Source organism: Ruegeria sp. BG11 (assembly GCF_056538565.1).
Map to the genome: position 1 here is coordinate 1 of NZ_JBQFTH010000009.1, position 20,566 is coordinate 20,566.

Here is a 20,566-nt window from a genome sequence, read left to right on the forward strand (position 1 = left end):
CACGTCAGTATGGCCGATATGGCTATCGCAGGATCGCTGCGCTGCTGAGAGAAGCTGGGTGGTCTGTCAGCGACGGACGGATAGAACTGCTTTGGCGCCGGAAAAACAACCGAAGAAAGGACGGCTCTGGCTGAACGGCGGATGAATGTCTGGCTTTGGCCGGAGTATCGCAATCATGTATGGAGCTATGCCTTTGTCCATTGCCGAACCGACGAAGGCAAAGCCTTCCGGATACTGAACGTCGTTGATGAGTACAGCCGGGAATGCTTGGCAATCAAGGTCGAGCGGAGGCTGAGCTCGACTGACGTGATTGACGCCCTGACGGATCTGTCAATCCTTCGTGGTGCGCGCGGTTTCACACGTTCGGATAGTGGGCCGGAAACTGTTTCCCAGGCCGTCCGAGACTGGATTGCTGCAGTTGGTACCAACAAAGCTCAAATTGAAGCTGGGAGCCATTGGAAGAACGGACAATGTGAAAGCTTCAATGGCCGGTTTAGGGATGGGCTGTTCAATGGTGAAGTCTTCTACAGCCCACGCGAAGCCCAAATGCTGATCGGACAATGGAGGAGACACTACAACACCAAACGCCCCCGCAGTGCTCTAGGCTATCGCCCGCCAGCGCCTGCAACGATCATCCCGATGGATCACAGACCGATGATGCACTAACAACCAATTTGGACCAGTCAATGAGGCTGCTCAATCGCCGACTCGCATTCATTGGCTTCATACTCCTGCAGCGCGAAAAACAGGAACGATTGATTAGTATTTACACCAAGCGTCGCACGAAACAACTTCCGGTCCCAAAAACGCGTCATACAAACGAGAGATACCATACGATATATTGACGGTGATTAACGTTGTTTTCGAACAACCGAGCCCAAATTCTGAGTGGTAGTGTGGGCTCTTTCTGCTCACCTGTGAGCCGAAGTCATTTATTAAGTTGGTCTTATGTAAATAAGGAAGTCTCGGTTTGAAAAATATGGTTACCAAAGGTCTTGTATTGTTGGCATTCTTTTCTTCTCCCAGCTTAACCAACGCGCATTGGTCGACGGTCGATTTCAGCTACGACACTGACAGTTCTGTAGCAGCGTTGGGTTTTCCAGCTCCGGGGTGCATCAGCTCTACGTGATGTGTGCGAACGGCTCGGTTGAAATCTATACTATCGGTTACGCTGCCAAAAGTGGCCCCAATTGGATTGAAACGTCGAGTATTACGTTGGACGGGTAGACCATTCTGAAACAACGCGAAAGGATCAAACCGAGGACCATTGAAACCCGGCGCTTGCTTCACCGCAAATCCGCCGCACAGTCAATCAAACCAGATGAGCCATACTCTCTCTTAAATCAGAGCGCAATCTGTCCCAAAATCCCTGACGACGGAAGAGTATCCTAACGGAATGCTACATAGCTAACGTTGGAAACAAGCCATGGATACGGGCCGATACTGAAATCGCCATTGCGGTAGAGAAGGCCGTTCTGGCAATGGAAGTGGCTCTTGGGGCAATCAGGAAGAAGCAATCCAAAGAAACTATTGGGGAGCTTGACGTGCGACACCAAACAATGCGTCACATTTCAAGTTGACTGCTCTATCGAAGCTTTGGCACTGCAACAACTTTCGGAGTTTAATGCGGCATGCCGAACTCAAATTCGGCGACCTGCATTAAAGGCACCAAAAAACTCTACCTCTTGCGGTGCCATGCATTAGAACATTGAATGGTATCGTCCTCCAGTGGGCGATAGGAAACACAGTAGTATCGGGCCTCCGTACGTAAGTTTTTTGGCGCACGACCTGACCAATCGTTATGCTCTTTGCCACTGACCCAGATATTGGCAAATATCTTTTGGGGATTGGATGGAATTGGCGTATATTGAGAAGTCACGCGCAAAAGCTCTCGCCCTTCCGCGTACCAAGTCAAACTGTCCGGCAGCCATTCAAAAGCATACAAATGTGGTTCGTCTGCCGCATCAAATCCAAGACTAACGGTTCGGACGGACAACCTTTCTCCATTTACGAAAATTCCAAGCAAAACTTGGGTTGTATCGCCGCCTAAGAACTCAATGTCGATTTCATCATGGGGCGCATCAAAGTGCGGACCGGTATAAGTGAAGAATGATGAAATTACTCCCTCACCGCGTGCTGCGGTCATCACAACCTCATAGCGACCAAAGGATGATTGCCCAGTACGCTGCACTTCACCGCCTTCGAACCGCTTTACCGTTTCGTCTATTGAGGGGTAAAGATTCAACACCAACGCATTGTCTTCGATATCGTAGCGCACAGCGTCACGGCTCCATGCCGTATCAATCCACGCTGCCTGGTTCTCGTATCTGGAGACGTACCATTTCTCTGACTGCAAATCATCCGAGTGCGAAACAAAGCCTGATAACTGCATTTCATCTGCGTCAACTGCAAAGACAGTCAAAAACGACACCAATTTGAACACTGAAATGAAAAATTTTGAATAGAACATGCCACAATCTCTAAACGGAAACTAATACACGCTTAACTCACAATCCATTTACCTACCTTAAATTCTCCAAATTGCTCTAACATATCTGGTTTAGGAGAATTTGCATGGATCAAAAAAAAATATCAAACGATGCGCTGTATTCCGCCGGCATCCTGACGGAAGGCTACAGGTCCAATGTAGGAGACAATCCTTGGATACAGGACAATCCCGAAGTTGCCATTGTGGTTGAGAATGCCATCATGGCAATGGAAGAAGCGTTTGAAGCAATCAGACAAAAGCAAGCGGTAGACCAGTGCGAAGCAGATTCAGAACGTCGCCTAACCGGATGATCCAGGAATTGGACTGTGCTAAGCAGCAGCAACACATGATAGCATTCGATGGCATTTGGAGTGACGTGAGGAACTCGTATCCACCGTACGCTGCTATTCGGCGATTACACGTTTGGCCGCGTGCCGATTTCTTCCTTCACGATGCTTGAAGCTGCGAAGCCTTCAGCCTCCAAAATCGCAGTAAACGCGTCCATCAACTTCTCTTGAAACTCGAGCGCTTGGTCTTCACTATCAAACGCATATGCTTTGAAATCAACAATCCAGTATCTTTCCATACCAAAAACTCACCTACAAAAAGTGGCCCAATCAATCCTTTTGATAAACCCGTCAAATGACATTTATATGCAGCTAGAACGAAAACTGCGCTTGACCACTCGGGGACACTTGGTTGGAGAAAATCTACCTACAATACCCAGCCCGCTTGAGCTGTGATTTAGCCGCTGGGGTGTCTTGGTGTAATCGATGTGGGTTCTGCTTCGGAAGCGACCGAACAGCTTTGCAAACTCCATTTACTTCGCGTTCGAGTCATTGCAAAACCGTGTTCTACTGTTGGCTCTCCACAGCCGACCTCTAGCGGTTAAGAAAAGGTGGTCTAAGCAGGAAAGTTTGGTGTTAAATACTTGAATAATAAAAAAATAATGATTGTAAGTGGTGCCCCCACACGGACTCGAACCGCGGACCTACTGATTACAAATCAGTTGCTCTACCAGCTGAGCTATAGGGGCACTCTTTCAACTTGGTCCTTCAGTGCAAAGCCAGATCTTTTTGTTCAGATCAAGCCACGAAAGGCTAAGTTTCAAAAGTTAGGGCGCTACCTTGAACATTTTGGTCTATGTTCGTTAGGCAACGGCCAACTGGATGAGCAGGCGTATATGGCAAAATTTTTTGGCCCGCAACCCGCTAATTTACACAGTTTGCAACGTTGTTCATACGCTACGATTTTAACTGGAAGCAGCCAATAGAACCGTTGGCATCTTCCGTCGTAGCTTGATCGCAACGGGCCGAAAAAATAGGCGTTCGACAAAAAACGGATGCTTGGCTCAAAGCGCCAGCACGAGGTTCGCAATTGCCGCAATGAGGATAGCCGTGAAGGTCAGGACCATCCCGATCTGACGCAGAATCACGATCTGCGGGCTGCGGCCAAAGCCGTATGCGTGCAATAGGCGGCCGCTTAGCAGACAGAGCCCCAACAGGTTCAGCATCAGCGCCCCGGCGCCCTGAAGCTCGACCATGGTGATCAGCAGCAGTGCAAAGGGCGTGTATTCGATGAAGTTGGAATGCGTCCGAATTACCTTGAGCATGTCCGGCTTGCCACCATCGCCATAGGAGACCTTGTCACTGCGGCGCTGGCTTATGACCATGAAGCTCAGCACAATGTAAAGGATCGCCAGCAACGAGGCGTAGACTGGGGTGATGGTCAGCATCATGTTCCTCCTGAGTATGAAAAAGGCCGCCCGGTTCCCCGAGCGGCCCTTGTGCTTTTGAAAACTAAACTGGTTATTCCAGTTCGACCAGCAGGTCCTTTGCGTCAATTTGGCCGCCGGGCTGGACATGGACGGCAGAGACCACGGCGTCGCGTTCGGCGTGGATGCCGGTTTCCATCTTCATCGCCTCGATGGTCAGCAGGAGATCGCCCTCCTTGACTTCCTGGCCTGCGGCGACCGCAACGGTCGCCACAACACCCGGCATCGGTGCGCCGATGTGGTTGGCATTGCCGACTTCGGCCTTTGGTCGAGCCTGTGTGGTGGCCGTCACAAGGCGGTTGGGCACTCGAATGACACGGGGCTGGCCGTTGAGTTCGAAGAACACTTTGACCTCGCCTTTCTCGTCGGTCTCACCAATGGCCTGACAGCGGATTTCCAGCGTCTTGCCTGGGTCAATCTCGGCCGTGATCTCTTCGCCCGGCTCCATTCCGTAGAAAAAGGTGCGGGTCGGCAGGGTGCGCACCGGACCATAGGTACGGTGACGGCCCATATAGTCGAGGAACACCTTCGGATACATAAGGTAGCCGTTCAGATCCTCGTCATCGACCTCTTTACCGTCCAGTTGCTTGGACAGGTCTGCGCGGGTGGCCTCCAGATCGACGGCGGGTACGTTCTTGCCCGGACGCTCGGTATTGGGGGCCTCATCCTTGAGGACCTTATGAAGGATCGCAGGCGGGAAACCACCGGGAGGCTGGCCCAGATTGCCGCGCATCATGTCCACGACCGAGTCGGGAAAGGCCACATCGGTTGTTGGGCTTTCCACTTCCTCTCGCGTCAGGCCCTGGCTGACCATCATCAGCGCCATGTCACCGACAACCTTGGACGATGGCGTTACCTTTACGATGTCACCGAACATCTGGTTCACGTCAGCGTAGGTCTGGGCGACCTCGTGCCAGCGCTCTTCTAGCCCCAGAGAGCGCGCTTGCGCCTTGAGGTTAGTAAACTGGCCTCCGGGCATCTCGTGCAGATACACCTCAGAGGCCGGAGCCTGCAGGCTGGATTCAAAGGCGGCGTACTGGCCACGTACTGCTTCGAAGTAGTCGCTGATCTCACGGATCGCCTTGATGTCGAGGCCGGTATCCCGCTCGGTATGGCGCAGCGCTTCGACGACGGTGCCCAGCGTCGCCTGAGACGTGTTGCCTGAGAAGCTGTCCATCGCGCAATCTACCGCGTCGACGCCGGCCTCAGACGCTGCCAGAATGGTGGCGCTGGCGATGCCTGCGGTGTCATGCGTGTGGAAGTGGATCGGCAGGCCGACCTCTTCCTTCAACGCGCGGATCAGAATCTTGGCCGAGGCCGGTTTCAACAGACCTGCCATGTCTTTCAGACCAAGAATATGCGCGCCTGCATCGCGCAGCTCTTTCGCCATGCCGACATAGTATTTCAGGTCGTATTTCGAGCGATCCGGGTCCAGAATGTCGCCAGTATAGCAAACGGTGCCTTCACAGATCTTGCCGCTTTCAACGACTGCATCCATGGCCACGCGCATGTTTTCAACCCAGTTGAGAGAGTCGAACACGCGGAACACATCAATCCCTTGCGAGGCCTGACGCACGAACTCTTGCACCACATTGTCTGGGTAGTTGGTATAGCCAACACCGTTAGCGCCGCGAAGCAGCATCTGCGTCATCAGGTTCGGCATCCCCTCGCGCAGGTCACGCAGGCGCTGCCACGGGCATTCCTGCAGGAAGCGGTAAGCGACGTCGAACGTCGCGCCGCCCCAGCATTCCACCGAGAACAGCTGCGGCAGGTTTGCGGCATAGCTGGGCGCGACCTTGATCATGTCGATCGAGCGCATCCGTGTCGCCAGCAACGACTGGTGACCATCGCGCATGGTGGTGTCGGTGATCAGCAGCTGACGCTGGGCTTTCATCCAATCGGCCACGGCCTGCGGGCCCTTTTGCTCCAGCAGGTTGCGGGACCCCATCTGGGGTTCGGCTTTCTGGGCAGGAGCCTTGGCTTCTTTCAGATCGGCGCGCGGCTCGGGGCGATCCTTGGTCTCTGGATGGCCGTTGACTGTGATGTCCGCGATATAGGTCAAAACCTTGGTGCCCCGGTCACGGCGCTTTTTAAAGGCGAACAGGTCTGGCGTCTCATCGATGAACTTGGTTGTATATTCATTCGACAGGAAGGTCGGGTGCTTCAGCAGGTTTTCCACGAAAGCAATGTTGGTCGATACACCGCGCACGCGGAATTCACGCAGGGCGCGGTCCATCCGAGCAATCGCCTTTTCGGGCGTCGGTGCCCAAGCGGTGACCTTCGTCAGCAGCGAGTCATAGTAGCGCGTGATTACGCCGCCCGCATAGGCGGTGCCGCCGTCCAGACGGATGCCCATGCCAGTTGCCGAGCGGTAGGCGGTGATGCGGCCATAGTCCGGGATGAAGTTGTTCAGCGGGTCTTCGGTGGTCACACGGGTCTGCAGCGCGTGGCCGTTCAGGCGGATCTCATCCTGGTTGGCTTTGCCAGTGGCCTCGGCCAGCGTCTTGCCCTCGGCGATCAGGATCTGAGCCTGAACGATGTCGATGCCGGTGACCTCTTCGGTGACCGTGTGCTCTACCTGAACGCGCGGGTTCACCTCGATGAAGTAGAACTTGCCGGTGTTCATATCCATCAGGAATTCGACGGTGCCCGCGCATTCATAGTTCACATGGGCGCAGATGCGGCGGCCCAGTTCACAAATCTCGGCGCGTTGTTCTTCGGTCAGATACGGGGCAGGGGCGCGTTCAACGACCTTCTGGTTCCGGCGTTGGACCGAGCAGTCACGTTCATACAGGTGGTAGATCTCACCATGCTTGTCACCAAGGATCTGAACCTCGACGTGACGGGCGCGGGTGATCATCTTTTCCAGATAGCCTTCGCCGTTGCCAAATGCGGCCTCGGCCTCGCGGCGGCCTTCCAGAACTTTCTCTTCCAGCTCATCCTCGGACAGGATCGGGCGCATGCCGCGTCCACCGCCGCCCCAGCTGGCCTTTAACATCAAAGGGTAGCCGATCTCGGCCGCCTCTTTCTTGATCGCGGCCATGTCATCGCCCAGAACTTCGGTGGCGGGAATAACCGGCACGTCGGCGGCAATGGCAACCTTGCGGGCACTGGCCTTGTCGCCTAGGGCGCGCATGGTTTCGGCCTTGGGGCCGATGAAGGTGATGCCGTTTTGAACACAGGCATCCACAAAGTCCGGGTTCTCGGACAGCAGGCCGTAGCCGGGGTGGATCGCGTCGGCACCCGATTCCTTGGCAACGCGGATGATTTCGTCGATCGACAGATATGCCGCGACGGGGCCGAGACCTTCGCCAATGCGATAGGCTTCATCCGCCTTGAAGCGGTGCAGGCCTAACTTGTCTTCTTCGGCAAAGACCGCAACGGTGCGTTTACCCATCTCGTTGGCTGCGCGCATCACGCGAATGGCAATCTCGCCGCGATTGGCGATCAGGATCTTCTTGAAATCGGTCATTTTGGGTCCCGGTCTTGGTGTTTCGGCCGTGTTCATAGGCGGAGAATACGCGCAGGTGTATCAGTGGTTCTGGGTATAACCGGCATGTTAACGCTCGCAAACGGCCATTGTTCGCGCGTTTCTTGTAGCGTTGCTGCGCCGCAGCATCAATCTTCGTGATGAATCGTCTTGATTTGCGTCAGGTCGGCAAGGCCCATCTGCCCCATATTTGCGAGCATATCCTGCCGCAACTGATCAATCACATGAGTTGGTCCTTTGGGGCCAAGTGCCGCCAGGCCATACAAAAAGGCCCGTCCAAGCATGACGAAATCGGCCCCCTTGGACAAAGCGCGAAGGATGTCCAACCCGCCTTCGATGCCGCTGTCGAAGATCAGAGGCAGGCGGGTCGCGCTGCGAATCTCCGGCAAAACTTCGATGCTGGCGGGGGCACCGTCAAATTGACGCCCTCCGTGGTTCGAGACCCAAAGCGCATCCACCCCGGCTTGTTCAAGCATTTCGGCATCGTCGGGGCGCATGATTCCCTTTATCACGAAGGGCCCATCCCAATGATCGCGCAACCGTTTGACGTACTCCATGTCCGGTGACGTGCGCAGCAAGTATCCGACATGGGCTGTTAGCGGCATTGATTTTGTGTTGTCGATGTACTTGTCCAACGTGCGCATTTTGGGCATGCCCTGTCGTAGCATCCCAAACGCCCAAGCGGGGCGCCGCGCGACTTGTGCCAGCAATCTCGGTGTCAGCCTTGGCGGATGGGTCAGCCCTGAGCGTGTCTGACGCTCTCTGCGGGACGCGACAGGAACATCTGCTGTCAGGACCAACGTTTTAAATCCTGCCTGTCGGGCGCGGGCCAGAAAATCTGCTCGAATCTCGGGGTCCCTAGGCGGGTAAAGCTGGAACCAGGCGTTTTTACCCAGATGAGGGGCCAGATCCTCCGGGGATTGGCTGGCTACCGTTGACAATGTGTAGGGCAGAGAGGCCTGCGCAGCCGCACGCGCCAAAATGCCCTCTGCGTCCGGCCAGATCAGACCCGACATGCCGATCGGCGCGATTCCGAACGGAAGCGGGCAGTCCTGCCCTAGAAAGCACGTGCTGGTATCGTATTCCAGTTCACCTTTTAGAATCGCGGGGAGTAGCCGCACCGAGTCCAGTGCCGTTCGGTTTCGAAGCATGGCCGTTTCGGTCCCTGTTCCGCTTTCGGTATACTCCCAAACAAAATGCGGAAGCCGTCGTCGGGCGCGGCGTTTCAGGTCGGCAATGCCGGGATAGGTGCTGTGCAAGTCCATGGCGCTAGATTCAACCTGCGCTGCGATTCGGCAAGAGGATCACGCCGCATCAGGCTTCCGATTGAGCGATGTTGGTCCCGGACGCCCAGCCGCTGTGTCTGCATTTCCACTTGCAACGCGCACCTGGTTTCGGCCGTTGTCCTTGGCTGAATAGCGGGCATCATCGGCCGCTCGCATCAAGTCTTGCGGCATCGTCCCATGTGCAGGGTAATGCGCTACTCCAACCGAGATCGTGATCCGCGGCAGGGATTTGTCGCCATATCTGACCGAGCCGACATCGCCGTCCCGCGTGGACCAGAAAACCTCACCCGAGGAATCGAACAGTTTGAAGCGGTAGATATCTGAGGTTTCAGGCAGCAAGCTTAGAAAAGCCTCATCATGTTGGCTGAGAATATGCCGTTCGAAGCTGGTCTTGACGTCAAAAAGCTGGCTTTCCACCTTCCTTTCCAAGCGTACGGCGTGATGGCGCAGATCCGATTCCAGCATGCGGTCTACAAGAGGGTCTGGCAGTGTGTATATCCCCCAACCGGCCAAAGCCGTCAGAGCGATCAGAATTGCCGTGCTGACAAAGACCTTTAGCTTGCCAATAAGGCGTGCTTTTGCCGTCTGTTCCATACCCACATTCTCCCACAAAGTGCGGAGCAGCATCGGCAAGAGGTTTTGACAGAGTGTTAACTTCGTTGCATGTGGGCGCGCGAAAATGATTAAGATTTGTATGACCCCGAAGGAAAATTCGAGCGAACAAGGCGTGAACAAACCCTTTTCCTTTTGGTCCATCCAGCGTAGTTTGTCGATATGAGCAGTTTTGACGAAATGGACGCCTTTGAGGGAGCATCGCTATCAGCGCGGGCCATGGCCGCGCGGCCCATGCCCTATCTGGACGGACTCAATCCAGCGCAGCGTGAAGCGGTGGAGCAGCTGGATGGACCGGTGCTGATGCTTGCGGGCGCGGGAACAGGTAAGACCAAGGCTCTGACCACGCGCATTGCGCATCTTCTGACCACTGCTAATGCGCGTCCGAATGAGATTCTTGCTGTGACTTTCACCAACAAGGCTGCTCGCGAGATGAAAGAACGGGTGGGCCGTCTTCTTGGTCAGCCCGCCGAAGGGATGCCGTGGTTGGGAACCTTCCACGCGATCTGCGTAAAGCTGCTGCGTCGCCACGCCGAACTTGTCGATCTGAAGTCGAATTTCACCATTTTGGACAGTGATGATCAGCTCCGTTTGCTCAAGCAGCTAGTGCGGGTCGCCAACATAGATGACAAACGCTGGCCTGCGCGGATGCTGGCCGGAATCATCGACGACTGGAAGAACCGCGCTTTGACGCCTGACAAAGTGCCGGTCGCGGATGCCGGGGCCTATAACAACAAGGGTGTGGAGCTATACGCCCAGTACCAGACCCGCCTGCGCGAGTTGAATGCGGTGGATTTCGGTGACCTGCTGCTGCACATGGTCACGATTTTCCAAACCCATCAGGACGTGCTGGAGCAATACCAGCGCTGGTTCCGCTACATCCTCGTGGATGAGTATCAGGATACCAACGTCGCCCAGTACCTCTGGTTGCGTCTGCTGGCCGGGGGGCACAAGAATATCTGCTGCGTCGGCGATGACGACCAGTCGATCTATGGCTGGCGCGGAGCTGAGGTGGGCAACATCCTGCGGTTCGAAAAGGACTTTCCCGGCGCCTTCGTGGTGCGATTGGAGCAGAATTACCGCTCGACCCCCCATATTCTGGCGGCTGCGTCGAATGTAATTCGTGGCAATGAAGGCCGTCTGGGCAAAGAGCTTTGGACCGATGCCGAAGACGGTGAAAAAGTTCGACTGATCGGCCATTGGGATGGTGAGGAAGAGGCGCGCTGGATCGGGGAAGAGATCGACGCGATGCAGGGCGGCACGCGCGGTGTGCGTCCGATGAACCTCGACGAAATCGCCATTCTGGTCCGCGCCTCACACCAGATGCGCGCGTTTGAGGATCGGTTTCTGACGATTGGTTTGCCTTACAAGGTGATCGGCGGCCCTCGGTTCTACGAGCGGATGGAGATTCGCGATGCCATGGCCTATTTCCGGCTGGTGGTCAGCCCCGAGGACGATCTGGCGTTCGAGCGGATCGTGAACAAGCCCAAACGCGGCCTTGGCGACAAGGCACAGCAGACGATTCAGGTTGTGGCGCGTGAGAACGGTGTGTCTCTGGTCGAAGGCGCGCGGATTGCCGTAGAGAACCAGTTGATCAAGGGCAAGGGCGGTAAGGCTCTGCGCGAATTGATCGACGGGCTAGCGCGATGGAATGCGCTGACGCGGGGGCCTCGGATCGAGGTCGATGACGACTCGGTCATCGACGATGGGGTGTCGCCCATTCGCTATGGTGCGCCGGAGCACACGCATATCGAGCTGGCGCAGATCATCTTGGACGAATCCGGCTATACTGGGCATTGGCAGAACGACAAGACGCCCGAAGCGCCGGGCCGGTTGGAGAACCTCAAGGAACTGGTGAATCAGCTGGACAATTTCGAGAACCTGCAAGGGTTTTTGGAGCATGTCAGTCTGGTGATGGACAATGAACAAGAGGGCGACGGGGCGAAGGTTTCGATCATGACCTTGCACGCGGCCAAGGGGCTGGAGTTTCCCGCCGTGTTCATGCCGGGTTGGGAAGATGGTTTGTTCCCCTCGCAGCGGTCTATGGACGAGTCGGGCCTCAAGGGCCTCGAGGAAGAACGGCGGCTGGCCTATGTGGGCATCACCCGCGCTGAGGAGGTCTGCACGATTTCATTTGCGGCCAATCGGCGGGTGTTCGGGCAATGGCAGAACGCGATGCCGTCACGTTTCATCGACGAATTGCCCGAGGATCATGTGGAGGTTCTGACGCCTCCGGGGCTTTATGGCGGCGGCCAACCAGCCGCGACGATCGAAACCCGCGCGGCTGAGGCGAATGTCTATAACTCTCCGGGCTGGAAGCGGATGCAGGCGCGGCAGGGCCAATATGGGATGTCCCAGCCGAAAGAAAGCCGGAATACGGTGATTGATGCCACGGCCATTGCCAGCTTCACTTTGGGTGAGCGGGTGTTTCACCAGAAATTTGGCTACGGCGCGGTTACCGGCATCGAAGGTGATAAGGTCGAGGTCGATTTCGACAAAGCAGGCGTGAAAAAGGTCGTTTCCCGTTTCCTGACCGCGAAGGAAGACGTTCCGTTCTGACCGCTAGAGACCTTCGACTAGCACCAGGTTGGCCGTTGCTGTCTTGCGTCTGATCTTGGCTAACTCGATATAGTCCGGGTCGTCTTTCCAAGCCAGGGCTGCGGCCATGTCTGGGAACTCCATCAGCACGATGCCTTCTTCGGCCCAATTGCCTTCGACGATCTCGACGGGTTTTGACGAAATGGTCAGCAGGCGCCCGCCGTGCCGGTCAAAGATAGGCATAAAACCTTCAAGATACTTCTGATACCCGTCTGGATCATGAATGGAAATCTGGGCGATAAAATAGGCGGCCATGGCGCACTCCTGAAAAAACGTAACTGCGCCGATCTTATTCCGTTTGCCCAAAAAGCAAAAACGGCGGTTTCCCAGGGAGGAGGAAGGGAAACCGCCGTTCTTTTCTACATCAGGGCAGGGAGGAGGAGAGCCCCGATGTATCTGAACCCGGGTTTGAGCCCGGTATGAGGAAGACGCGGCGACGTCAGGGAGGAGGAAGACGTCACCGCGCGCTTTCAACACCGAGCAGGGAGGAGGAGAGCCCGGTGTGCCTTGGTCCGACGTTGCGAGGCCGGTATTTGGTGCGGCGACGTCAGGGAGGAGGAGAGACGCCGCCGCTGATTACAGACCCTAAAGGGAGGAGGAAGGGTCTGATCTCGATTATTCGTGTGCGCTTAGCGCGCTGTGAAGTCGTCAGCGGCCTGACGGGCCAGACCGCGGATCATTGCGCGGCTCAGGCCGAGATCGGCCAGCTCGCGGTTCGACAGCGCGGACAGCTCACTTACCGTCTGGCGGTACAGTCGGTAGCGGGCAAAACGTGTCTTTGCGGCCTCGATCAAGGTGGTGATACCGCCAAAGTGAGTGCCTTTAAGTGCCGGTGTGTTTGTTGCCATTGCCATCTTGTTATTCCGTTCATTCTTGTCTTGCTGACCGTTGCCAGCGTTTGCTTGAGGATGAAAATAAGTGAATGCTGCGATTGCACAATAGCCCGCAACGTCAATGCTGCTATGCAGCAAATGCATGGATATCAGAGCCTTGTCAGTCTCGGTTTGAAATCACCCATGATTTTTTGGGGTTTGCGGGACCTTGGGCGCTAAGTCTTGGTCGATCAAAGAGTCCTTCTCACCATTCGACTTGCCCGGAGTTTGAGCGCAGCTGCGAAAGTTTGTGCGTTTGATGGACGCTTTGTTTCAACTCGATCACGAGAAAGCGATCTTGGATCTTGGCTTGGGAATTCGTGGGAGTAGATCAAAGCGGCCACATTCCACGCGGTTTCCTTCTGTGTGATTCTTTGATTTTTGCGTTGCTGGTGGGTCTCAGACGGCAATAATTCCGAGAATTCGAAATTTTTTTGGGAATTCATGGGTGATCGCGGGAGGTTCTTGAGGTCACCATATATAGCTATCAAATGAATATTGATGTCGATATAAGGTGTATTGGTTCTAAAATTTGCTCAAAATTCGCCTTGTTTTCATAGCCCATATTAGACGTTGCCCAAAAATTCCTGTTGATTTCCATGAATTCCCATGTCATCCCTAATGCATCCGATGAGGACGAGGCAGCAGGGGCAGCAAACGACCCCAACCAAAAATAATCAGGTTTCATACAGGCATCTCGCTTTCATCACTCAAGAGATCCGGCGCGCGGGCGAGCAGACATCCCCCCAGGTGGCGCGTGCAGCTGGACATCCCGCAAAGCGGGCCAATGCGGCGGGTTGATCAGTGGCAGCAGATCAACCCGCCGTTTTTCATCCGGGGGGAACGTGAAATTCAAGTGGGGCGCAAGCGAAAGGGACAGTCGTCTTGGCGCGCAGGTTTAGAGGTGAAAGCCACCATAAGGTGGACACGAAGGGCAGGGTCTCGATCCCGGCCTCTTTTCGCCGTGTGCTTGAAACGTCTGACCCCAATTGGCAGCCCGGTGACAATCCTGAGCTTGTGATTGTCTATGGTGACCACCGCCGCAAATACCTTGAATGCTATACCATGCAGGCGATTGATGAGGTCGACGACAAGATCGACGCGCTGCCGCGTGGCTCGATGGAGCGTAAGATGCTCCAGCGTATGTTCCATGGTCAGTCCTTTCCCACCAATGTGGATGAAACCGGGCGTCTGGTTTTGCCGGCAAAGCTGCGCAACAAGATCGACCTTAAGAATGAGGCCTTCTTCATAGCCGCCGGTGACACCTTCCAGATCTGGAAGCCTGAGACCTATGAGGTCGAGGAGCTTGCCAAAGCCGAGGACTGGATGGACGATCTGCCGGATGATTTCGACCCGATGGTCTATCTCGATGGCGTTGGGGACGCGTAACGGCATGTCCGGCGCGGTCTCCTCATCTTCGAACCCACATATTCCTGTTCTGCTGCGCCCTTTGCTGGCGGCGGTGTCTCCGGTGGAGGGCACTTGGCTGGACGGCACCTTCGGCGCAGGCGGTTATACGAGGGGTTTGCTTGAGGCCGGGGCTGAGAAAGTGATCGGCGTGGATCGCGATCCTCTTGCGTTTGAGATGGCCGCAGACTGGGCGGGTGACTATGGCGACCGACTAGTAATGCAGCCCGGAGTGTTCTCGCGCTTGGATGAGTATGCCCAGGATCTCGACGGTGTAGTGCTGGACCTTGGGGTTTCGTCCATGCAGCTGGATCTGGCCGAGCGCGGCTTTTCTTTCATGAAAGACGGCCCGCTCGACATGCGCATGAGCCAGGAGGGTGAAAGCGCCGCCGATCTGGTCAACACGGCGACCGAGGCGCAATTGGCCGACATCCTGTTCCACTACGGTGAGGAGCGTGCAAGTCGGCGTATCGCCAAGGCGATTGTCAAAGCGCGCGCCGAGGAGCCGATCACCACGACCTTGCGTTTGGCCGAGATTATCGAATCCTGCCTGCCGCGCCCCAAGCCGGGACAATCGCACCCTGCGACGCGCAGTTTTCAGGGTCTGCGGATTGCCGTGAACGCGGAATATGATGAGCTGTTTCAGGGTCTTATGGCCGCCGAGCGGGCCTTGAAGCCTGGCGGGCAACTGGCCGTTGTGACCTTTCATTCCATCGAAGACCGCATGGTTAAACGGTTCTTCCAGTCTCGGGCCGGTAAGACGGGTCGTGCCAACCGCTATGCGCCCGAGATGGAACAGGAACTGCCGCAATTCACGCTCAAGACCCGCAAGGCCGTCGGGCCGGATGAGCAGGAATTGCAGGAAAACCCGCGTTCGCGATCGGCCAAGCTGCGTGTCGCGATCCGTACCGAGGCTCCGGCAGGGGAAATTGACGCCCGCGCCATCGGGATGCCGCAACTTGGGGGAAGGGCAAGATGAAGAGTATTCTGTATGTGTTGACCGCTCTGTCCGTGTTCGGATTGGCTCTGTGGGCCTATCAAGAGAACTACCGGACCCAGCAAGTTGTAAAGGAAATGCAGGCGCTGCAGGGTGAGATCGGCTCGGCGCAGGTTAAGCTGGCGGTTCTCAATGCCGAATGGGCCTATCTGAACCGCCCCGATCGTTTGCGTGAACTGGCTGATTTGAATTTCGAACGCATGGGCCTGCTGCCCTTGCGGGCCGAGCAATTCGGGCGTGCTGACCAGATCGCCTATGCCGAGGACCCCGACCTGCCGGTTGTTGACCCGATAGAGCTGCAGGCGATCACCGACATTCAGGCTTTGGGCGAGGTGCAGATTCCATGACCCGTACTCCCCTCCGCCCTCTGGCACGCGTTCTGGATGCCCGCGCGAAGGGCGAAAACCCAAAGGCCATTGAGCGCGAGAACATCCGCCAACGTCATGAAAAGATGAAAGACCGCGCCCGTGCTCGTGCCGAGGGGCGCCTTTTGGTTTTGGGTCTGTTTTTCTTCTGCGCTTTCTCGGTTGTGGGTGTCCGCATGGGCATGCTGGCCACATCCGAGGCGCAAGAGCCGCTGGCCAGCGCGCCCGGTGCCTCAATCGCCATGCAACGCGCCAACATTGTTGATCGCGAAGGGCGCATTCTGGCGACCAATCTGGATACCTATTCGGTCTACGCGCAGCCGCCTTTGATGATTGATCCGATTGCGGCAGCTGATCAGCTAGTCGCGATCTTCCCCGATCTCGATAAAGAGCGTCTGGTCAAGGACTTCACCGGTAAACGCAAGTTCCTGTGGATCAAGAAACGTATCTCGCCCGAGCAGAAACAGGCGGTGCATGATATCGGCGATCCGGGCATTCTGTTTGGCCCGCGAGAAATGCGCCTCTACCCGAATGGCAAGCTGGCGGCGCATATCCTTGGTGGTTCGGGTTTTGGCCGCGAAGGCGTGAGTGCTGCCGAAGTGATCGGGGTTGCCGGGGTCGAGAAGAAGTTCGACGACTACCTGCGAGACCCGGCCAACGGCAGCAAGCCGTTGCAACTGTCGCTGGACCTGACCATTCAGGCAGCGGTCGAGCAGGTGTTGTATGGCGGGATGAAGATCATGAACGCCAAGGGGGCCTCGGCAGTTCTGATGAATGCGCATACGGGCGAGGTGATCTCGGCCGCGTCTCTGCCGTCCTTTGACCCCAATGACCGTCCACGCCCGCCGACCTCGGGCTTTGATCCGTCCGACAGCCCTCTGTTCAATCGCTATGTGCAGGGTGTCTATGAGCTTGGATCGGTTTTCAAAATCTTCACCGCCGCTCAGGCGGTTCAGCTTGGATTGGTGAACTCCGATACCATCATCGACACCTCCGGCCCGATGAAGATTGGCCGTTTCCCAATTGGTGAGTTCAACGGCAAGAACTACGGCAAGATCAGCGTGGCGGATGTGATCGTTCACAGTTCGAACCGGGGGACCGGACGGCTGGCCTTGCAGATCGGCGCGAAACGCCAGCAGAGCTTCCTTGAAACGCTGGGTATGTTCGAACCCACCCCGTTCGAAATTGTCGAAGCCGCAGGTGGTGCGCCCCTCAAGCCCAAGAAATGGGGAGAGTTGAGCACTGTCACCATCTCTTACGGCCACGGTTTGTCGACCAGCCCGATGCATCTGGCGGCGGGGTATGCGGCGATTGCCAATGGCGGGCACTATGTCAGCCCCACGATTCTACGTCGCAATGGCCCTCAATACGGCCCACGTGTGATGTCGGAAAATACCGCGCGTCAGGCGCAGAAGATGTTGCGCAAAGTGGTGACCGACGGCACGGCCAGTTTTGCTGAGGTCAAAGGCTATGACGTGGCGGGCAAGACCGGTACGGCCGATAAGCCGAAACCGCGTGGTGGGTATTATGATGACAAGGTGATCGCCACTTTTGCCACCATCTTCCCGGCTTATGACCCGAAGTATGTGCTGATCGTCACTTTGGATGAACCCTCTATCCTGGCCTATGGCGAAAAGCGTCGGACTGCGGGTTGGACGGCAGTGCCCGTGGCGGCGGAGTTGATCGGTCGTGTCGCGCCGCTTTTGGGCCTGCGACCCCGGCTTGAGCCTGAGGTGAGCGCTGCTATAACCCTGACCTCGAATTAGGGTGCCAGAGAACAGGTGGGTCATGGGCGCAAGAACAAAGAAACTCAGCCAACTGGCCCTGACAGCACGCGGAGGCGCGAATCCCGACATCACCGGATTGGCCGTCGATAGCCGCGAGGTCAAAGACGGTTTCCTGTTTGCAGCGCTTCCCGGTACTCGTGTCCACGGCGGTGAGTTTATCCAATTCGCTCTGCGCATGGGCGCTGCTGCAATTCTGACCGACGCTGAAGGCGCGCAGATCGCCGAGGCCGAACTTGCCGCATTCGACGCTGCTTTAGTTGTGGTTGAAGACCCGCGTCAGGCACTGGCCGGCTCAGCTGCGCTTTGGTTCGGTGCGCAACCGCAGACAATTGTTGCGGTCACCGGGACCAATGGCAAAACCTCGGTCGCAACATTCGTCCGCCAGATTTGGTCCGAGCTTGGCCACGCTGCCGTCAACCTTGGCACCACCGGGGTCGAAGGCGCATGGACGGCCCCGCTGGCCAATACAACGCCCGAACCGATCACTTTGCATCGCTGCCTGTCCGAGGCCGCCGAGAATGGCGTGACTCATGCAGCGATGGAGGCGTCCTCACATGGGCTGGAACAGCGCCGTCTTGACGGAGTGCATCTGGCCGCTGCTGGGTTCTCGAACTTCACGCAGGATCACCTAGACTATCACGAGACGTTTGAGGCCTATTTCGCGGCCAAAATGGGCTTGTTCGACCGGGTTCTGCCGCAGGACGGCACCGCAGTCATCAACCTGAGCGACCCGAAGGGTGCGCAGGTGCGCAAGATCACTGAGGCGCGGGGGCAGTCTGTGCTGACCGTTGGGCTGGGTGAGGCTGATCTGTGTCTGATTAACCAACGGTTTGACTCGACCGGGCAGGATTTGCGTTTCTCGTGGCAGGGCAAGACCTTCCAGACGCGCTTGAACCTGATCGGAGGGTTCCAGGCCGAAAACATCCTACTGGCCTGTGGGCTGGTCATCGCAGCAGGCGACGATCCTGAGCGGGTTTTTGAAACCCTACCGCATCTGACAACAGTCCGGGGTCGCATGCAACTGGCCGCAACCCGCGACAATGGCGCGGCGGTCTTTGTGGACTATGCGCATACGCCGGATGCAGTCGCCACGGCTTTGAAAGCGTTGCGCCCACATGTGATGGGCCGTCTGATCGCTATTGTTGGCGCGGGCGGAGATCGCGACGCAACCAAGCGCCCGCTGATGGGAAAGGCCGCCGCCAACCACGCGGATATTGTCTTTGTCACCGACGACAATCCGCGCAGCGAAGACCCGGCCTCTATCCGCGCCGCCGTGATGGACGGTGCGCCAGAGGCGACCGAAGTAGGGGATCGGGCCGAGGCTATTTTGCGGGGTATTGACGCTTTGCAACCCGGCGATGCGCTGCTGATTGCAGGCAAAGGCCATGAAACCGGCCAGATCGTTGGCGATCAGGTCCTGCCGTTTGATGATGTGGAACAGGCGAGCATTTCTGTGGCCGCTCTGGACGGGAGGGTCGCATGACGCTCTGGACTGCGGCAGAGGCCGCCGCCGCGACCGGCGGGCGCGCTACTAGTGATTGGACTGTGGATGGCGTGTCGATTGATACGCGGACTTTGCAACCGGGCGACCTGTTTGTCGCGTTGAAGGCCGCGCGCGACGGCCATGATTTTGTAGCTCAGGCGCTGGAGAATGGCGCTGGAGCAGCTTTGGTGTCTTGCGTCCCTGAAGGGTTGTCCGAAGATGCGCCTTTGCTGATTGTCGACGATGTGCAATCCGGACTGGAAGCACTCGGACAGGCCGCTCGTGCCCGGACCGAGGCGCGTGTGCTGGGCGTGACAGGGAGTGTTGGCAAGACCTCAACCAAGGAAATGCTGGCCACCATTCTGGAAACGCAGGGCAAAACCCATGCCAGTGTCGCCAGCTACAACAACCATTGGGGTGTGCCTCTGACATTGGCACGGATGCCGCAAGACACTGAATTTGCGGTGATTGAGATCGGGATGAACCATCAGGGCGAGATTGCTCCGTTGGCCCGTCAGGCGCGCCCGCATGTGGGTTTGGTGACGACGGTGGCCGCTGTGCACCTTGAAGCGTTCGAGTCCGTTGCAGGGATCGCTCATGAGAAAGCGGCTATTTTTGAAGGGTTGGAGCCTGGTGGTGCAGCCATCGTGAATGCCGATATCGAACATGCGGGGATATTGCGCCAGACAGCACAAGGCCTTGGCGCTGGAATCGTTGAGTTCGGTCGGCAGGCTGCAAACTACAAGCTGACCGAAGTGACGGCTGGACCAGACTCCGTTCAAGCACGGGCTGAAGTTGGTGACACCCTGTTTACCTTCGACGTCCAATCGGCAGGCACTCATTTTGCGATGAATGCGCTGGGCGCGTTGGCTGCTTGTGTTGAGATGGGTGTTGACCTGGATCAGGCAATAGACGGTCTGCGTCAATGGTCGCCAGTCAAGGGGCGCGGGGTTCGGGAGACTCTGCCGCTGGCGATTGGCGGTCAGATCGAATTATTGGACGACAGTTACAATGCCAACCCGACCTCGATGGAGGCTGCGCTGGACGTGTTGGCCGCCTCGAACGGAACGCGCCGTATCGCCTTTTTGGGCGATATGAAGGAGTTGGGTGCACAAGAGGTGGCAATGCATGCTGGCATGGCCGAAGTGAGCGCGATGGCGCAGGTTGATCAGGTTCACTGTATTGGCCCGTTGATGAAAGCGCTGCATGAGGCTTTGCCAGGTACAAAGAGGGGCCTGTGGTTCGAAACCAGCGCCGAGATGGCGGAACACCTGCCGGAATTGATCGAAAGTGGCGATACCGTGCTGGCGAAAGGCTCGCTCAGCATGGCGTTGGCCCGGATTGTTGACGGTCTGCGGAAAATGGGGCAAGGGGGCGCGCTTGACGGGTAACGCGCCCGTGCGCCTC

The 20,566-nt window shown here is 56.8% G+C and carries 15 protein-coding genes, 1 tRNA gene and 2 pseudogenes; 9 read left to right on the plus strand and 9 right to left on the minus strand.

Features of this window, described 5'->3' with window-relative positions:
- A pseudogene (locus ACR0JF_RS14950) lies at positions 1 to 666 on the plus strand (integrase core domain-containing protein); the annotation flags it as partial.
- Between the two features lie 1,012 nt (positions 667 to 1,678).
- Here the strand turns inward: ACR0JF_RS14950 and ACR0JF_RS14955 are convergent.
- Positions 1,679 to 2,470 carry a family 16 glycosylhydrolase gene (locus ACR0JF_RS14955; RefSeq protein ID WP_480669533.1) on the minus strand — a complete coding sequence of 264 codons (792 nt, stop codon included), beginning with the start codon at positions 2,468 to 2,470 and terminating at the stop codon, positions 1,679 to 1,681.
- Positions 2,471 to 2,574: 104 nt separating this feature from the next.
- Here ACR0JF_RS14955 and ACR0JF_RS14960 point away from each other — a divergent pair, with 104 nt between their 5' ends.
- Positions 2,575 to 2,799, plus strand: a complete 225-nt coding sequence (locus ACR0JF_RS14960) for a hypothetical protein (protein WP_170660620.1) — start codon at positions 2,575 to 2,577, stop codon at positions 2,797 to 2,799.
- 104 nt (positions 2,800 to 2,903) lie between these two features.
- Here the strand turns inward: ACR0JF_RS14960 and ACR0JF_RS14965 are convergent, their stop codons facing one another.
- The 6 genes and pseudogenes from ACR0JF_RS14965 to ACR0JF_RS14990 form a co-directional block, all read right to left on the minus strand.
- A complete protein-coding gene (locus ACR0JF_RS14965) occupies positions 2,904 to 3,074 on the minus strand; it encodes a hypothetical protein (protein WP_170660621.1) in 171 nt (56 codons plus the stop codon).
- Between the two features lie 374 nt (positions 3,075 to 3,448).
- Positions 3,449 to 3,524: transfer RNA gene (locus tag ACR0JF_RS14970), tRNA-Thr, on the minus strand.
- A gap of 315 nt (positions 3,525 to 3,839) precedes the next feature.
- The gene (locus ACR0JF_RS14975; protein WP_170660635.1) at positions 3,840 to 4,223 is read right to left on the minus strand and encodes an MAPEG family protein; all 384 of its coding nucleotides are present in this window, start codon (positions 4,221 to 4,223) and stop codon (positions 3,840 to 3,842) included.
- Between the two features lie 73 nt (positions 4,224 to 4,296).
- Entirely contained in the window at positions 4,297 to 7,734 is a 3,438-nt protein-coding gene (locus tag ACR0JF_RS14980) for a pyruvate carboxylase (RefSeq protein WP_170660636.1), read from the minus strand.
- 146 nt (positions 7,735 to 7,880) lie between these two features.
- The gene (locus tag ACR0JF_RS14985; protein WP_170660637.1) at positions 7,881 to 9,017 is read right to left on the minus strand and encodes an alpha-hydroxy acid oxidase; all 1,137 of its coding nucleotides are present in this window, start codon (positions 9,015 to 9,017) and stop codon (positions 7,881 to 7,883) included.
- 39 nt (positions 9,018 to 9,056) lie between these two features.
- Positions 9,057 to 9,287: pseudogene (locus ACR0JF_RS14990) on the minus strand (GGDEF domain-containing protein); the annotation flags it as partial.
- Between the two features lie 525 nt (positions 9,288 to 9,812).
- Between ACR0JF_RS14990 and ACR0JF_RS14995 the strand changes: the two are divergent.
- Positions 9,813 to 12,209 (plus strand): UvrD-helicase domain-containing protein, encoded by a 2,397-nt coding sequence (locus ACR0JF_RS14995; RefSeq protein ID WP_170660638.1) that lies wholly within the window; start codon positions 9,813 to 9,815, stop codon positions 12,207 to 12,209.
- Between the two features lie 3 nt (positions 12,210 to 12,212).
- Here ACR0JF_RS14995 and ACR0JF_RS15000 read toward each other — a convergent pair whose 3' ends face one another.
- Both ACR0JF_RS15000 and ACR0JF_RS15005 read right to left on the minus strand, forming a co-directional pair.
- A complete protein-coding gene (locus tag ACR0JF_RS15000; protein WP_170660639.1) occupies positions 12,213 to 12,503 on the minus strand; it encodes a DUF1330 domain-containing protein in 291 nt (96 codons plus the stop codon).
- 374 nt (positions 12,504 to 12,877) lie between these two features.
- Positions 12,878 to 13,102, minus strand: a complete 225-nt coding sequence (locus ACR0JF_RS15005) for a DUF1127 domain-containing protein (protein WP_170660640.1) — start codon at positions 13,100 to 13,102, stop codon at positions 12,878 to 12,880.
- A gap of 939 nt (positions 13,103 to 14,041) precedes the next feature.
- Between ACR0JF_RS15005 and mraZ the strand changes: the two genes are divergently transcribed.
- The 6 genes from mraZ to ACR0JF_RS15035 are packed head-to-tail and all read left to right on the plus strand — an operon-like array spanning position 14,042 to position 20,550.
- Positions 14,042 to 14,509 (plus strand): division/cell wall cluster transcriptional repressor MraZ, encoded by a 468-nt coding sequence (mraZ, locus tag ACR0JF_RS15010; protein ID WP_480669534.1) that lies wholly within the window; start codon positions 14,042 to 14,044, stop codon positions 14,507 to 14,509.
- A 4-nt stretch (positions 14,510 to 14,513) separates the two neighbouring features.
- Entirely contained in the window at positions 14,514 to 15,506 is a 993-nt protein-coding gene (gene rsmH, locus ACR0JF_RS15015) for a 16S rRNA (cytosine(1402)-N(4))-methyltransferase RsmH (protein WP_170660784.1), read from the plus strand.
- Positions 15,503 to 15,871, plus strand: coding sequence for a cell division protein FtsL (ftsL, locus tag ACR0JF_RS15020; protein ID WP_170660642.1), 369 nt, complete (start codon positions 15,503 to 15,505; stop codon positions 15,869 to 15,871). Before rsmH ends, ftsL begins: the two co-directional genes overlap by 4 nt.
- Entirely contained in the window at positions 15,868 to 17,655 is a 1,788-nt protein-coding gene (locus tag ACR0JF_RS15025; protein WP_170660643.1) for a peptidoglycan D,D-transpeptidase FtsI family protein, read from the plus strand. Before ftsL ends, ACR0JF_RS15025 begins: the two co-directional genes overlap by 4 nt.
- Before the next feature lie 22 nt (positions 17,656 to 17,677).
- Entirely contained in the window at positions 17,678 to 19,159 is a 1,482-nt protein-coding gene (locus tag ACR0JF_RS15030) for a UDP-N-acetylmuramoyl-L-alanyl-D-glutamate--2,6-diaminopimelate ligase (protein WP_170660644.1), read from the plus strand.
- Positions 19,156 to 20,550, plus strand: coding sequence for a UDP-N-acetylmuramoyl-tripeptide--D-alanyl-D-alanine ligase (locus ACR0JF_RS15035; RefSeq protein WP_170660645.1), 1,395 nt, complete (start codon positions 19,156 to 19,158; stop codon positions 20,548 to 20,550). Before ACR0JF_RS15030 ends, ACR0JF_RS15035 begins: the two co-directional genes overlap by 4 nt.
- Positions 20,551 to 20,566 lie beyond the last annotated feature (16 nt).

Coding starts and splice junctions, on each gene's coding strand:
- ACR0JF_RS14955 (WP_480669533.1), bottom strand. CDS start 2,470: ATGTTCTATTCAAAATTTTTCATTTCAGTGTTCAAATTGGTGTCGTTT.
- ACR0JF_RS14960 (WP_170660620.1), top strand. CDS start 2,575: ATGGATCAAAAAAAAATATCAAACGATGCGCTGTATTCCGCCGGCATC.
- ACR0JF_RS14965 (WP_170660621.1), bottom strand. CDS start 3,074: ATGGAAAGATACTGGATTGTTGATTTCAAAGCATATGCGTTTGATAGT.
- ACR0JF_RS14975 (WP_170660635.1), bottom strand. CDS start 4,223: ATGCTGACCATCACCCCAGTCTACGCCTCGTTGCTGGCGATCCTTTAC.
- ACR0JF_RS14980 (WP_170660636.1), bottom strand. CDS start 7,734: ATGACCGATTTCAAGAAGATCCTGATCGCCAATCGCGGCGAGATTGCC.
- ACR0JF_RS14985 (WP_170660637.1), bottom strand. CDS start 9,017: ATGGACTTGCACAGCACCTATCCCGGCATTGCCGACCTGAAACGCCGC.
- ACR0JF_RS14995 (WP_170660638.1), top strand. CDS start 9,813: ATGAGCAGTTTTGACGAAATGGACGCCTTTGAGGGAGCATCGCTATCA.
- ACR0JF_RS15000 (WP_170660639.1), bottom strand. CDS start 12,503: ATGGCCGCCTATTTTATCGCCCAGATTTCCATTCATGATCCAGACGGG.
- ACR0JF_RS15005 (WP_170660640.1), bottom strand. CDS start 13,102: ATGGCAATGGCAACAAACACACCGGCACTTAAAGGCACTCACTTTGGC.
- rsmH (WP_170660784.1), top strand. CDS start 14,514: ATGTCCGGCGCGGTCTCCTCATCTTCGAACCCACATATTCCTGTTCTG.
- ftsL (WP_170660642.1), top strand. CDS start 15,503: ATGAAGAGTATTCTGTATGTGTTGACCGCTCTGTCCGTGTTCGGATTG.
- ACR0JF_RS15025 (WP_170660643.1), top strand. CDS start 15,868: ATGACCCGTACTCCCCTCCGCCCTCTGGCACGCGTTCTGGATGCCCGC.
- ACR0JF_RS15030 (WP_170660644.1), top strand. CDS start 17,678: ATGGGCGCAAGAACAAAGAAACTCAGCCAACTGGCCCTGACAGCACGC.
- ACR0JF_RS15035 (WP_170660645.1), top strand. CDS start 19,156: ATGACGCTCTGGACTGCGGCAGAGGCCGCCGCCGCGACCGGCGGGCGC.